Below are 13850 nucleotides of genomic sequence, written 5' to 3'. Positions count from 1 at the left end.
CTCCTTAATCACGCTCGTCAACCACAACAGTGATGTGGCTGGTGCGTTTGTGGATCGCACTTGCAGATCCTTTTGCACGTGGCATGAAGCGTTTCAAAGTTACACCTTCGTTTGCATAACATGCTTTCACGTATAATTTTTCTTCATTCATATCGTTGTTGTTAACGGCATTTGCTACCGCTGACTTCAACACTTTTCCTACAGCTTCCGCAGCTACGTTTGGTGTAAACTTTAAGATTGCGGCAGCTTCTTCAACGTCTTTCCCACGAATCAGATCGATTACAAGGCGAGCTTTTCTAGGTGGGATACGTAATGTCTTTGCGCATGCTTTAACTTCCATTCTACGTTTCCTCCTTATCTCTTAGCTTTCTTGTCATCAGCGCCGTGTCCAGCATATTTGCGGGTTGGCACGAATTCACCAAGCTTGTGTCCTACCATATCTTCTGTAACATAAACAGGCAGATGTTCTTTTCCGTTGTAAACGGCAAATGTATGTTCCACAAACTGAGGGAAAATCGTTGAACGACGTGACCAGGTTTTAATAACTTGTTTTTTACCGGCAGCATTCAGTGCTTCTACCTTCTTCATCAGATGGTCATCACAGAATGGGCCTTTTTTCAAACTACGACTCATTTTTCATTTCCTCCTTTGCCTATTTGCCATTACGACGACGAACGATTAATTTCGTTGACGCTTGTTTTGCTTTACGTGTTTTCACACCCATAGCTTTCTTGCCCCAAGGAGTCATTGGTGATTTACGTCCTACTGGAGTACGTCCTTCACCACCACCATGAGGGTGATCGTTAGGGTTCATAACAGAACCACGAACTGTTGGGCGGATACCTCTCCAACGGTTACGTCCGGCTTTACCGTAGTTAACCAGACTGTGGTCTTCGTTTCCGACAGAACCGATGGTTGCGCGGCAGTTAGACAAAATTTTACGAACTTCTCCAGATACCAAACGAACAGTAGCATACTTTTCTTCGATACCTAAGATCTGTGCAGATGCACCAGCGGAACGAGCCAGCTGACCACCTTTACCAGGTTTTAATTCGATGTTGTGGATGAAAGTTCCTTCTGGGATATCTTTCAGTTCCAATGTGTTACCAACTTTGATGTCGGCACCTTCTCCAGAAACAACTGTCATTCCAACAGTTAATCCTTTAGGAGCAATGATGTAACGCTTTTCACCATCTGCATAGTTTAACAGAGCGATGTTAGCGGAACGGTTTGGATCGTATTCAATTGTTGCAACACGAGCAGGGATACCGTCTTTATTACGTTTAAAGTCGATGATACGGTAAGCACGTTTGTGTCCGCCACCCTGATGACGTGTTGTAATACGTCCGTTGTTATTACGTCCACCTTTACTATTTAAAGGGGCAAGTAATGATTTTTCTGGTTTGTTTGCTGTAATCTCTTCACGAGATAAGCTGGTCATACCACGGCGACCTGGAGTGGTCGGCTTATACTTCTTAATTGGCATGTGTCAATTTCCTCCTTACGCAATATTTATTCAGGAAATAGCGTTCTTCTTCCTGAGCTTATTTAGCTTCTTCTTCGCCAAACAAGTTGATGTCCTGACCTTCTGCAATTTTTACATAGGCTTTGCGGACAGCTTTTGTTTTACCAACGTATTTACCCATTCTTTTTGTTTTAGGCTTTACGTTAACAACATTAACAGCAACTACATCAACACCGAAGATGCTTTCAACAGCTTGTTTTACCAGTGTCTTGTTAGCGCCTTTTCTAACCTCGAAGGTTACCTTGTTGTCTTCGTCCATGTATCTCATCGTTTTTTCTGTGATGATTGGACGGATAATAATGTCTTTATAGTTATCCATTATGCAAGTGCCTCCTCAACATCTTTCACAGCAGCTTCTGTAAAGACGATTTTGTTAGCATTTACGATATCGTAAACATTCAATCCATCAGCAGTCAGCATCATCATGCTAGGGATGTTGCGCATGCTCAGAAATGCATTTTCAAAATCTTCACCTTCAGATACTACAAACAATGTTTTTCTTGGAGCGTTCAGGTTTGCGATGATTTCATTGAAAGCTTTTGTCTTAGGTGCTTCCAATTCAAGCTTATCAACCACGCTCATAGCGTTTTCTGCCACTTTTTCAGATAATACTGATTTCAGTGCCAGACGACGAACTTTTTTGTTCAGCTTGTATGCATAGCTTCTTGGTGTAGGACCGAATACCGTTCCGCCACCTCTCCACTGTGTAGCACGGATGGAACCCTGACGCGCACGTCCTGTTCCCTTCTGACGCCAAGGCTTACGACCGCCACCGCGAACTTCTGTACGGTTTTTGGTGTCGTGTGTTCCCTGACGCATGCTTGCACGCTGCATCACAATGGCATCAAAGATACATTGCTGATTTGGCTCGATGCCAAATACTGTATCGGCAAGAGTAATTTCGTGAAGCTCTTTACCAGCTTGGCTTAATACGACCATCTTAGGCATCTTTTATTCCTCCTCTTTCGTGTAATCTACCAAAGTCACAGGAGCTTTATCGCCCTTAGAACATTTAGCAGTGCGTACCATTACTAATCCACGTTTAGGTCCAGGCACGTTACCTTTAATTAATAAGTAGTTGTTTTCAACATCAACTTTAACAATTGTCAGGTTCTGGTTTGTTGTTCTGTAACCACCTTCCTGACCAGCCATGATTGTTCCTTTCAGAATCTTACCCTGGCGAGATGTAATACCGTTGGTAGCCAAAGAACCAATGTGTCTGTGGTGTCCTGAACCATGGCTCTTAGGACCGATCTTCGCATTGTTACGAACGATCGTACCGTTATATCCTTTACCCTTGCTAGTTCCGATTACATCAACCGTTTCACCAGCAGCGAAGATATCAACTTTAACCTCGTCACCAAGATTTACATCTAATTCGCAATCGCGGATTTCCTGAGCGAAACGCTTAGGAGCCGTGTTAGCTTTTGCAGCATGTCCCTTGCTAGGTTTTGTGCTGCGTGTTTCTTTTACATCTTCAAATCCTAACTGTACAGCTTCGTATCCATCGTTTTCCACTGTCTTTTTCTGTAATACTACGTTTGGTGTAGCTTCAACAACAGTAACCGGAATCAGTGTTCCTTCTTCCGTAAATACCTGTGTCATTCCAAGTTTACGTCCAAGTATACCTTTCATGATGTCACCTCCATTACAGCTTAATTTCGATGTCAACACCACTTGGCAGTTCCAGACGGCTCAATGAGTCGATTGTTTCTGCTGTAGGTCCGACGATCTCAATTAAACGTTTGTGCGTTCTGATCTCGAATTGTTCGCGAGAATCTTTGTATTTGTGTACCGCACGCAGGACTGTTACAACCTGCTTTTCAGTTGGAAGAGGTACTGGTCCAACAATCTTTTTTGCACCGTGAGCTTGTGCTGCCTGAACGATCTTTTCTGCAGAAGCATCCAAGATTCTGTGTTCGTAGGCCTTTAAGCGAATTCTTACGCTATTTTTTGCCATGAATATGTCTCCTTTCGTCTATATCGACTATAGACTCGCTCGATGCGAATTCCCTGACCTCGCCGTCCATGACAACGTTTCTCAGTGGGTCAGCAACCTCGCATGTCATTGCGGTCGTGAGAATATTCTAACACAGTTGAATAGTGAATACAAGCCTTATTTACCGTATTTTTTAACTTTTTTTCAAGGTTTTTTATCATCTTACTTCACATGGTTGCGAGATATAAAATGATAGCGTTTACATGAATTTTCATCCATAAAAGACGGCTATTTTATGATAATTCATGGTCAAAATCGGTAAAAAAACAAAAAAAATCTCCTCCTCTAGAAGCCGCTGTGCCTCTTGAAAAGAAGATTCGATATATTCCAGTAAGATGAAATCGTATTTTTATGTGCACGAAGGCTTTCTATGCAATGCCTTATCCAAAGCTTTCTGTTTATGTCGATGGCACACATCGTAAGTGAAACACTTCTTTATTCTTTATACAGATGATTCGCATTTATTTAAGAAATGGTGATAATTATCCATCAACTGTGCAGCTAAAGATGCTTCTGCTATCTGACGAAGCGCCGCAATCCGCGTTATGCTGCGTGTAAGATACGTACGATAGGCAGCAAGCGGTACCTCTTTCTGCTCACACCAGCGTATCGCATCAATGCCATCACTTTCTATTAGCATACGTTGTAAAGAAATCTTACGGGCTACTTTGGTAACGGCAGGATCATCACCAACCGATGGTCCAATGGTAAACCAGCAATCCAATGCCATATAGTCTTCCAAATAATCATCGCAGGAATACCAATGCACAAGATACGTATTCGGATATTTTCGCAGCAATGATAATGCTTCTTTTTCCATGCCTTTTAGATGTAACAAGATGGGCTTATGTAATTGCTGTCCCAACTGCAGTTGTTTTTCAAAAACTTCCCTCTGCTTTTCCATCGGTGTTTTACACCATACGGAATCTAAACCGATTTCTCCAAGGATCTCTGCTTCTTGCAGAATCGCTAACATCGCTTCCCAAGTTATCGCGTCCGCCTGCCATGGATGAATCCCGGCACTAATTCTAAGCTTTGGATATTGTGCTTGCAGTTCTTTTAGAAAGTGATATTCCTGTGGCGATGCCGCATTTGCTATACCCTCTATCTGATGTTTTTGCATTTCCTTAAAGAACGCTATATCGCTGATATGCAGATGTGCATCATGCATGCGACTCCCCCCTTAATAATGAATAAATTTCTTTTCGCTGTTCGCCTTGTGTAAACAGCCAGTCCCGACTTTTGACTACTTCATGTAAATTGATTTCCTTGACGATAGATGCCGGTGAACCGCCTAAGATCAAGATACGATCTGCCAGATATAAAGCCTCATCAATATCATGTGTTACTAGTAAGGTCGTCTTCTGCAATTCTTTTCGCATCGCTAACAGCCAATCCTGCATATCATTGCGCGTAATGACATCCAAGGCGCCAAAAGGTTCATCTAACAATAGGATATCTGCACTGCAAAGCGCTGTTCGCAAGAATGCTGCTCGTTGTCGCATACCACCGGATAATTCTTTCGGATAGGCATGTTCATAACCAGCCAAACCAAAAGTCGCAAATTCTTTTAACGCTTGTTGCTGCGCTTGCTTTTTGGCATGGTGCAAGCGACCATACAAGGTCACATTTTCTAAGATCGTATGCCAAGGGAGCAGTAAATCGCTTTGTGGCATATAAGCAAAGTGGGAGGATATGCCTTCTACTTTTTCATCATCTACATAGAAACAGCCTTCTGCAGCTTGTAAAACTCCAGCCAAAATATTTAACAGAGTTGATTTCCCACAGCCGCTAGGTCCTATCAATGCCACAAATTCACCTTCTGCCACTTGTAAGCTGACATGTTCCAGTATTTTTTTATTTTCAAAGGCAATTGCCATATCCTCCACACGCAGTTTCATAAGCTCTCCTTATTTTACAAATTCATTTGTATATTGTTCACTAGCTTTGATCTTTTTATCAATCAGTTTATACTCATACATAAAATCGGTGTAATTATCCCACACTTCATCTTTCATGACACCCCATGTTTTGGCATCCTTACGATATTCAGCACTTAAATACTTCTGACTTTCTTTTAAGAATGCGAAATCAGTATCCGGTAAGATCTTCTTCATGATTTCAGCAGATTCTTCAGGATGATCAATGGCATATTCATATCCTTTTTTCACTGCGTTCATAAATTTCTGTACCGTTTCTGGATCTTCCTTCAACATCTTTTCATTTGTGATAATGACCGGTGTATAATAATCCAAACGCTTATCTAAGTCCTTTAATGGCATGTAGTTGACATCATAGCCATCCATGCGGCCCTTGATAACTGCCCAGCCTTCAAATTCCCATTGAATATCCACTTTTTTACCTAATGCCGCAAATCCGCTGCCATCAGCTCCTACCATGGTAAGCTTTTTGAAGTCTGCATTTGCTTTGTTCATGACCGCTTTAATAACCGCTTCCTCACTTGGTGCCTGCCAGCCGGCATACACCTTTCCTTCAAAATCCTTTGGCGATTTGATATTTTCTTTCTTTAAAGAAACAAACCCACTGGTATTATGCTGGATAATGGTCGCAATGGCTTTGATTGGCAACACTTCCTCAGCCGTTCTGGCATAGGTGACATCTTCCTGATAGCTGACACCAAATTCACCTTTATTAGCGGCAACCAATACTGCACTCGTAGAATCATCTCCAGGTTCTATGATGTTGACCTTTAGACCTTCCTCTTTAAAATAACCCTTTTCCTGTGCTACATAAAAGCCCGTGTGATTTGTGTTTGGTACATAGTCCAATACTAAAGTAACTTCTTTTAACTCTTTTTTTACGTTATCTTTTGCAGATCCACAGCCCGCAAGAGATGTAACCATCAACGCAGATAAAGCAAGCAATCCAATCTTTTTCATGTTGTTTTCCTCCCTTCTAGCGTTTATAGGGAAATACGATTCGCTCAAGTAAGGTCACTGCCAAATGTAATAACAGACTCCAGAAGATGATAACGATGACACAGGCAAACACTTTATCTAACATATAACCGTTCTTTACCCGTATCATATAATAACCAAGACCTGCGGATGCACTCAGCCATTCCCCGACGATAGCTCCACCGATACAATAGGTCGCTGACACCTTTAACCCAGAGAAAAGGGCTGTTGCGGCTGCCGGTATCTTGACATACGCATAAACTTGCCACTTTTTCGCGCCAAAGCTTTTCAACAGGTTGATCTGGTTAACATCTACTTGTGCCAATGCATCACAAAAGGCAATTACGATAGGAAAGAAGCACATAAACACGACCATCAATACCTTAGGTGCCATGCCAAAGCCCAGCCAGATGGTAAACAGCGGTCCTAAGACCATCACCGGCACGGTCTGTGTGACAACCAAATGAGGGAAAATGCTATGCTTAAAGTTCTTTGACAGATCCATGCCAATGGCAATCAAGATAGCAGCCACTGTCGCAATCATCAAACCTGTAACAGCTTCCTGCAAGGTCACCATGGAATGCATCCATAATACATCCGCATTCGCAAGCATCGCTTCTACGATCTTACTAGGAGCAGGTAAGATATATAAATCGACATCAAAGATTCTCACACATGCTTCCCAAATACCAAGTGTTACAAAAAGGGTTATGACCGGCATTACGTATTTACGATAACGTTTCATCTTGCACCTTCTTTCCTGCAAATAAAAAACACCTCAAATGAGGCGTAAGCGAACCAATCTAGTATTTCTTTCTTAGATATGACTCCCTACGCTAGCATTAACTAGATCAGGTCATAAGGGACCATCCATAAGGATATCTCAGCCGTAAAGGCGCCCCTGTCATGACAGTATTATTATACTCTATTCTAGGCGAAATGCAATGCCATCGAAATATTTACCTAAATTTATAAGATGGGGCAACTTTTTAATCTTTCCAACTTTATAATCTTTCGTCGTATATTTTTTAATATTATCTATATCACCTAGGGATATCATTGCTATTGTAAAGAGGTTCGTGTGTATTGGCAAAGATAATACCGCTATTGTAAAGCGATTCATGTGTATTGGCAAAGATTATATCGCTATTGTAAAGAGATCCATGTATATCCCCAATAAAAATCATCTACATCACCAAAGAAAAAAGCATTGGTTAGTAAGTGAACGACTGCATCAAGAACTTTTTCCATCTGCATCTATCAGCTTTCCTAAAACAAATGCCTTTTTGCTACTATTTAAATTTTACTGCGGTACCATAAGCAATAACTTCTGCAGCACCACCCATAATGGCACTGGAAGCATAGCGAACATTCACTACAGCATCTGCGCCTAAGTTTTCAGCCTCTTCAACCATACGCTTTGTCGCAAGCGCACGTGCTTCATTCATCATCTCATTGTATGCCTTCAATTCACCGCCAACCAAAGTTTTAAAACTCTGTGAGATGTCCTTGCCGATGTTTTTGGTTTGGATGGTGCTTCCTTTTACCAATCCTAACATGTCGAGTTCTTTTCCTGTAATGTAATCAGTATTTACTAAGATCATCTTCTTCATTGCTCCTTATCTCATGGATGCGTTCCATGACTACATGAATCCATAAAAACAACAGTGCCAGCATAGGAATCCCAATGAGCAGCAGTATTGGCAGTGGTGCTTGTCCCCAAAATAAAAGACATATCCACATGATCATGTAAAAGCAGCCAATAATACCAATGATGATAGGGGCCGCCATTTTCTTTCCCATAATATCACCTAGTTTCTAACTTTATTATGAAACAGATAAAGAGAAAAAGCAAAAGGGGATAGCTATTGAGCAAAGAATTTGCAAAGGGAAATAGACTAGAAAAAAAGAGTGCCGAAGCACTCTTTATCGTTTATAAATTCTGATTACTCGATGATTTCAGTAACGTTTCCAGAACCTACAGTACGTCCACCTTCACGGATTGAGAATTTTGTGTTGTTTTCGATAGCGATTGGAGCGATCAATTCAACAGTCATTTCTACGTTATCCCCAGGCATAACCATGTCAGTTCCTTCTGGCAATGTGATAACACCTGTTACGTCAGTTGTACGGAAGTAGAACTGAGGACGGTAGTTAGATACGAATGGAGTATGACGTCCACCTTCGTCTTTGCTCAATACATAAACCTGAGCTTTGAATTTTGTATGAGGGTGTACAGTTCCTGGTTTAGCAAGAACCTGTCCACGCTGGATCTGATCACGGTTGATACCACGCAGCAATGCACCGATGTTATCTCCAGATTCTGCGAAGTCTAACTGTTTACGGAACATTTCCAGACCAGTGATAACGGTCTTCTGAGTGTCTTTGATACCAACGATTTCAACTTCTTCACCCAATTTAACAACACCACGTTCAACACGGCCAGTAGCAACTGTACCACGTCCAGTGATTGTCATAACGTCTTCTACAGACATCAAGAATGGTTTATCCGTATCACGAACTGGATCAGGGATGAATTCATCAACTGCATCCATCAATTCGTTGATAGCGTCAACATATTTAGGATCTCCTTCAAGAGCCTTTAATGCAGAACCACGGATAACTGGAGCGTTGTCACCGTCAAAACCGTACTCGCTCAGCAGTTCACGTACTTCCATTTCAACAAGGTCAACCAATTCGTCATCGTCAACCATGTCGCATTTGTTCAAGAATACAACGATGTAAGGAACACCTACCTGACGAGCAAGCAAGATGTGCTCACGAGTCTGAGGCATAGGACCATCAGATGCAGCAACAACCAGGATAGCACCATCCATCTGTGCAGCACCAGTGATCATGTTCTTAACGTAGTCAGCGTGACCTGGGCAGTCAACGTGTGCGTAGTGACGTTTGTCAGTCTGATATTCAACGTGTGCAGTGTTGATTGTGATACCACGTTCTTTTTCTTCAGGTGCACCGTCAATCTGGTCATAAGCCTGAGCCTGTGCCATACCTTTAGATGCCAATACATTTGTAATAGCAGCAGTTAAAGTAGTTTTACCGTGGTCAACGTGACCGATAGTTCCGATGTTAACATGTGTTTTGGAACGGTCAAATTTTTCTTTAGCCATTTTAATTTCCTCCTAAATTTATAGATTTCATGTATATTCTAATTCAAAGTTTTTATAAAAGCAACAATTAATTTTCAGAACTGTTGTTTTTAACGATTTTTTCCGCAATGCTCTTAGGAACTTCGCTGTAATGGTCGAATTTCATGGAATAATTTCCACGACCCTGAGTGAAAGAACGAAGATCAGTTACATAACCAAACATTTCAGACAATGGGATATGTGCCTTAACGATGATCGCATTTCCTCTTTCTTCCTGGTCAACGATTGCCCCACGACGTGAGCTAACATCACCCATAACGCTACCTAAGTATTCGTTTGGTGCAGTAACTTCTACCATCATGATTGGTTCCAGAATAACTGGTTTACACTTCTTAGCAGCTGCTTTCAGTGCCATAGAAGCGGCAATCTTATATGCCATTTCACTTGAATCGACATCATGGTAAGAACCATCGAACAATGTTGCTTTGATATCGATTACAGGGTAACCGGCAATAATACCGTTTTCTAATGCATCACGCAGACCTTCTTCGGTAGGTTTGATGTATTCACGAGGAACGCTTCCACCAACGGTAGCGTCAACGAATTCAAATCCTTTGCCTTCTTCCTGAGGTTCAAATTTGATCCATACGTGACCATACTGTCCACGACCACCGGACTGTTTGATGTATTTACCTTCACAATCAGCTGTTTCGCGAATTGTTTCACGGTAAGCAACCATTGGCTGACCAACATTTGCTTCTACCTTGAATTCACGACGCAGACGGTCAACGATGATATCCAGGTGAAGTTCACCAACACCGGCGATAATCGTCTGTCCTGTTTCCTGATCTGTATAAGTTTTGAATGTAGGGTCTTCTTCAGCAAGTTTTGCCAATGCTAAGCCCATCTTATCCTGGTCAGCTTTAGTTTTAGGTTCCAGACTCAATTCGATAACTGGTTCTGGGAATTCCATACTTTCCAAAACGACTGGATCATTTTCAGCACACAGAGAGTCACCTGTTGTCGTTACTTTCAAACCAACGGCAGCAGCGATGTCACCTGCATAAACTTCTTCGATTTCTTTACGAGAGTTTGCATGCATCTGAACGATACGTCCGAAACGCTCTCTCTTACCTTTGGTAGAGTTCAATACATAGCTTCCCGATTTTGCTGTACCGGAGTATACACGGAAGTAAGATAACTTACCTACGAATGGGTCCGTAGCAATCTTAAATGCTAATGCAGAGAATGGTTCATCATCACTTGCGTGACGCTCTACTTCACTACCATCTTCCAATGTACCCTTGATAGCAGGGATATCTAATGGAGAAGGCAGATAATCAACAACTGCATCCAGAACCATCTGAACACCTTTGTTCTTATATGCAGAACCACACAATACTGGGAAGAAGTCACCCTTACATACCGCAATACGCAGTACACGTTTGATTTCTTCAACGCTTGGTTCTTCACCTTCCAGAACCTGCATCATGAATTCTTCATCGTAATCAGCCAGATATTCCAGCAATTTTGCACGATATTCTTCTGTCAGATCTTTCAGATCTTCAGGAATTTCTTCAATCTTGATGTCAGTTCCTAAGTCGTTTGTATAAATTTCAGCTTTACGCTCGATGATATCTACGATTCCAGAGAATGTAGATTCAGCACCGATTGGCAGCTGGATTGGGCAAGATTTTGCCCCTAAACGATCAACGATCGTCTTGCAGGACATCAGGAAATCAGCTCCTGTTGCGTCCATTTTGTTACAGAATACGATTCTTGGTACGCCATAAGTCGTTGCCTGACGCCAAACGGTTTCCGTCTGAGGTTCTACACCGGCTTTTGCATCCAATACTGTTACCGCACCATCAAGTACACGCAATGAACGTTCAACTTCAACTGTGAAGTCTACGTGGCCCGGAGTGTCAATGATGTTAATACGGTGACCCTTCCATGCTGCTGTTGTGGCAGCGGAAGTAATGGTGATACCACGTTCCTGTTCCTGTGCCATCCAGTCCATCGTTGAAGCACCATCGTGGGTTTCACCGATTTTATGGTTAACACCTGTATAATACAGGATACGTTCTGTTGTTGTAGTTTTACCAGCATCGATATGAGCCATGATACCAATGTTACGAGTCTTTTCTAATGAATACTGACGTGGCATAATGAACTCCTTTCTTACCAGCGGTAGTGAGCAAATGCCTTGTTCGCTTCTGCCATCTTATGAGTATCCTCACGTTTTTTCACAGATGCACCGCTTCCGTTAGCAGCGTCCATGATTTCAGCAGCAAGTCTTTGCTCCATAGTTTTTTCACTACGCAGACGAGCGTAGTTAACGATCCAACGCAGACCTAAAGTCAAACGTCTTTCAGCAGATACTTCTACTGGGACCTGGTAGTTTGCACCACCTACACGACGAACTTTCAGTTCCAATAATGGCATAACGTTTTCTAAAGCTTTTTCGAAAACTTCCATTGGTTTTTCATTTGTTTTTACTTCAATAATATCAAACGCGTTGTACAGAATCTTCTGAGCAACCCCTCTTTTACCATCAATCATGATTTTGTTGATCAAACGAGTGACCAGCTTGGAGTTGTAGATAGGATCTACTAATACATCACGTTTTGCTACATGTCCTTTTCTAGGCATTGAAATTTCCTCCTTTCACAATTGACTATTTCTTTTTCGCTTCTTTTGGTTTTTTAGCACCATACAGAGAACGGCTCTGGTTACGGTTAGCAACACCGGCACAGTCCAAAGTACCACGAATGATGTGATAACGAACACCTGGTAAGTCCTTAACACGACCTCCACGGATCATTACAACACTATGCTCCTGTAAGTTATGTCCGATTCCTGGGATGTAAGCTGTAACTTCCATACCGTTGCTCAGACGAACACGGGCATATTTACGCAACGCAGAGTTTGGTTTCTTAGGTGTCATGGTACCAACACGGGTACATACACCACGTTTCTGAGGTGCGCTCAGGTTAGTAGGACGTCTTTTCAATGAGTTATATCCTCTATTCAGAGCAGGTGACTTAGAAACGTTCACGCTCTGTTCACGACCTTTACGAATTAATTGGTTAATTGTTGGCATAATATCCTCCTTTCGCAAACACACATTTCCGGGTGTGTCATTTTGAAGTGTAAATTTAGTTCCCGCTGTTGGGGAACCCTAAAAATCCACTTGCCTATCTATCTTAAATCAACTGAAATCGGATGTCAACACCTTTTTTCTATTTTCTTTGAAAAATGCCCATTCTTTTAGTATAATGACAACGGTATGATTACATACAGGAAAGAGGAAGTTTATTTATGGCTTACAAAATCGCTTTTTTTGACATGGATGGGACCATGTATCAAACAGAAAACGACATTATTCAACAGGCAAATCTGGATGCACTGCGCAAGTTAAAAGAACAAGGCGTGCTGGTATGTGCAGCTACCGGAAGACCTTTGAATCAGATGCACCTGATCTTAGAACGCATCCCCTATTTTGATTATATGGTATTGATCAATGGCGGTTATGTGTTGGATGCACAACAAAATCTGTTATTTGAAAATCCCTTAGCAAGGGAAACCACACAGGATATCGTTGACTGGTGCGAGGAACAACAGAATGGCTTGATGTTTCATTTTGGCGATGCATCGTATATTTACGACAGCTTTTATCCATTATATGACTTTTGCAGAGATCATCATGTATTGGATTATTTATTCTATGATGAAAACCGCAGTTATCACAAACGTCATAATGCATATAATTCTGTCATTATGACAAAGAATCAGCGTGCATTGGATACTTTCTTAAAGCAGCACCCGATGCTGCGCAGTGATCTGATTGAAGTAGCTGAAGATCATTTCTGTTACGATGTCTTCAATGCAAATAATGATAAATTTGTTGGCATTTCTCAGGTATTGCGAAAGGAGAACCTCACTTGGGAGGAATGTGTCTGCTTTGGTGATAGTACAAATGATATTAAGATGCTGGAAATGGCAGGGATGGGCGTTGCCATGGGGACTGCCAGTGATTATGTGAAATCCTTCGCGGATATGGTTACCGCTTCTGTCTATGAGGAAGGCGTTGCCAAAGGGTTAAAGAAAATTTTTCAATTCTAAGACACTGCCTTATATTGATGCAGGTGGCACAACTTGTATTATCGCAAACACTTGCTGTTACCATTAAGAAGGCTTATGAAAAGGATAGCGCCAGATGCGTATTGTCGGGCACTATCCTTTTTTATTCAGTAAGATGTCATTACTTATTGCTTTGGAAAATATAAATAGAGGAA

At 41.7% G+C, this 13850-nt stretch carries 18 protein-coding genes and 1 riboswitch; of the genes, 1 reads left to right on the top strand and 17 read right to left on the bottom strand.

Going from position 1 to position 13850, the window contains the following annotated elements:
• Positions 1-4: 4 nt before the first annotated feature.
• The 17 genes from rplV to rpsL form a co-directional block, all read right to left on the bottom strand.
• Positions 5-340: a 50S ribosomal protein L22 gene (gene rplV / locus KJS44_RS01585; protein WP_008690105.1), complete on the bottom strand. Its 336-nt coding sequence runs from the start codon at positions 338-340 to the stop codon at positions 5-7.
• A gap of 14 nt (positions 341-354) precedes the next feature.
• On the bottom strand, positions 355-633 hold the full coding sequence (gene rpsS / locus KJS44_RS01580; RefSeq protein WP_008690106.1) for a 30S ribosomal protein S19: 279 nt from the start codon (positions 631-633) through the stop codon (positions 355-357).
• A gap of 19 nt (positions 634-652) precedes the next feature.
• On the bottom strand, positions 653-1486 hold the full coding sequence (gene rplB, locus KJS44_RS01575) for a 50S ribosomal protein L2 (protein ID WP_008690107.1): 834 nt from the start codon (positions 1484-1486) through the stop codon (positions 653-655).
• A gap of 58 nt (positions 1487-1544) precedes the next feature.
• Positions 1545-1844, bottom strand: coding sequence for a 50S ribosomal protein L23 (gene rplW, locus KJS44_RS01570; protein ID WP_008690108.1), 300 nt, complete (start codon positions 1842-1844; stop codon positions 1545-1547).
• On the bottom strand, positions 1844-2473 hold the full coding sequence (rplD, locus tag KJS44_RS01565; RefSeq protein ID WP_008690109.1) for a 50S ribosomal protein L4: 630 nt from the start codon (positions 2471-2473) through the stop codon (positions 1844-1846). The genes rplW and rplD overlap by 1 nt, the downstream gene beginning before the upstream one ends.
• A 3-nt stretch (positions 2474-2476) precedes the next feature.
• Positions 2477-3160 carry a 50S ribosomal protein L3 gene (rplC, locus tag KJS44_RS01560; RefSeq protein ID WP_008690110.1) on the bottom strand — a complete coding sequence of 228 codons (684 nt, stop codon included), beginning with the start codon at positions 3158-3160 and terminating at the stop codon, positions 2477-2479.
• Positions 3161-3173: 13 nt separating this feature from the next.
• A complete protein-coding gene (gene rpsJ, locus KJS44_RS01555) occupies positions 3174-3485 on the bottom strand; it encodes a 30S ribosomal protein S10 (RefSeq protein ID WP_008690111.1) in 312 nt (103 codons plus the stop codon).
• A 481-nt stretch (positions 3486-3966) separates the two neighbouring features.
• Positions 3967-4695: a TatD family hydrolase gene (locus KJS44_RS01550; protein ID WP_008690112.1), complete on the bottom strand. Its 729-nt coding sequence runs from the start codon at positions 4693-4695 to the stop codon at positions 3967-3969.
• The gene (locus tag KJS44_RS01545) at positions 4688-5425 is read right to left on the bottom strand and encodes an ABC transporter ATP-binding protein (RefSeq protein ID WP_008690113.1); all 738 of its coding nucleotides are present in this window, start codon (positions 5423-5425) and stop codon (positions 4688-4690) included. Before KJS44_RS01545 ends, KJS44_RS01550 begins: the two co-directional genes overlap by 8 nt.
• 9 nt (positions 5426-5434) lie before the next feature.
• On the bottom strand, positions 5435-6424 hold the full coding sequence (locus tag KJS44_RS01540) for an ABC transporter substrate-binding protein (RefSeq protein ID WP_008690116.1): 990 nt from the start codon (positions 6422-6424) through the stop codon (positions 5435-5437).
• A 16-nt stretch (positions 6425-6440) separates the two neighbouring features.
• A complete protein-coding gene (locus tag KJS44_RS01535; RefSeq protein WP_008690119.1) occupies positions 6441-7187 on the bottom strand; it encodes an ABC transporter permease in 747 nt (248 codons plus the stop codon).
• 66 nt (positions 7188-7253) lie between these two features.
• A riboswitch (TPP riboswitch) is annotated at positions 7254-7355 on the bottom strand.
• Between the two features lie 379 nt (positions 7356-7734).
• Positions 7735-8046, bottom strand: coding sequence for a YbjQ family protein (locus KJS44_RS01530; RefSeq protein ID WP_008690121.1), 312 nt, complete (start codon positions 8044-8046; stop codon positions 7735-7737).
• On the bottom strand, positions 8027-8245 hold the full coding sequence (locus tag KJS44_RS01525) for a hypothetical protein (protein WP_008690122.1): 219 nt from the start codon (positions 8243-8245) through the stop codon (positions 8027-8029). The genes KJS44_RS01530 and KJS44_RS01525 overlap by 20 nt, the downstream gene beginning before the upstream one ends.
• A 143-nt stretch (positions 8246-8388) precedes the next feature.
• The gene (gene tuf, locus KJS44_RS01520; RefSeq protein WP_008690123.1) at positions 8389-9573 is read right to left on the bottom strand and encodes an elongation factor Tu; all 1185 of its coding nucleotides are present in this window, start codon (positions 9571-9573) and stop codon (positions 8389-8391) included.
• A 67-nt stretch (positions 9574-9640) separates the two neighbouring features.
• The gene (gene fusA / locus KJS44_RS01515) at positions 9641-11719 is read right to left on the bottom strand and encodes an elongation factor G (RefSeq protein WP_008690124.1); all 2079 of its coding nucleotides are present in this window, start codon (positions 11717-11719) and stop codon (positions 9641-9643) included.
• Positions 11720-11733: 14 nt separating this feature from the next.
• Positions 11734-12204, bottom strand: a complete 471-nt coding sequence (rpsG, locus tag KJS44_RS01510) for a 30S ribosomal protein S7 (RefSeq protein WP_008690125.1) — start codon at positions 12202-12204, stop codon at positions 11734-11736.
• A gap of 25 nt (positions 12205-12229) precedes the next feature.
• Positions 12230-12655 carry a 30S ribosomal protein S12 gene (gene rpsL / locus KJS44_RS01505; protein WP_008690126.1) on the bottom strand — a complete coding sequence of 142 codons (426 nt, stop codon included), beginning with the start codon at positions 12653-12655 and terminating at the stop codon, positions 12230-12232.
• Between the two features lie 218 nt (positions 12656-12873).
• On the opposite strand from rpsL, the gene KJS44_RS01500 reads away from it, so the two are divergent.
• Positions 12874-13677, top strand: coding sequence for an HAD family hydrolase (locus tag KJS44_RS01500; protein ID WP_008690127.1), 804 nt, complete (start codon positions 12874-12876; stop codon positions 13675-13677).
• The last annotated feature ends 173 nt before the right edge of the window (positions 13678-13850 follow it).

This window comes from Longicatena caecimuris (genome assembly GCF_018406465.1).
Lineage (GTDB): Bacteria > Bacillota_I > Bacilli_A > Erysipelotrichales > Erysipelotrichaceae > Longicatena > Longicatena caecimuris.
Note: the sequence above shows the minus strand (reverse complement) of the source record. Positions and strands in the feature narration are given on the sequence as shown.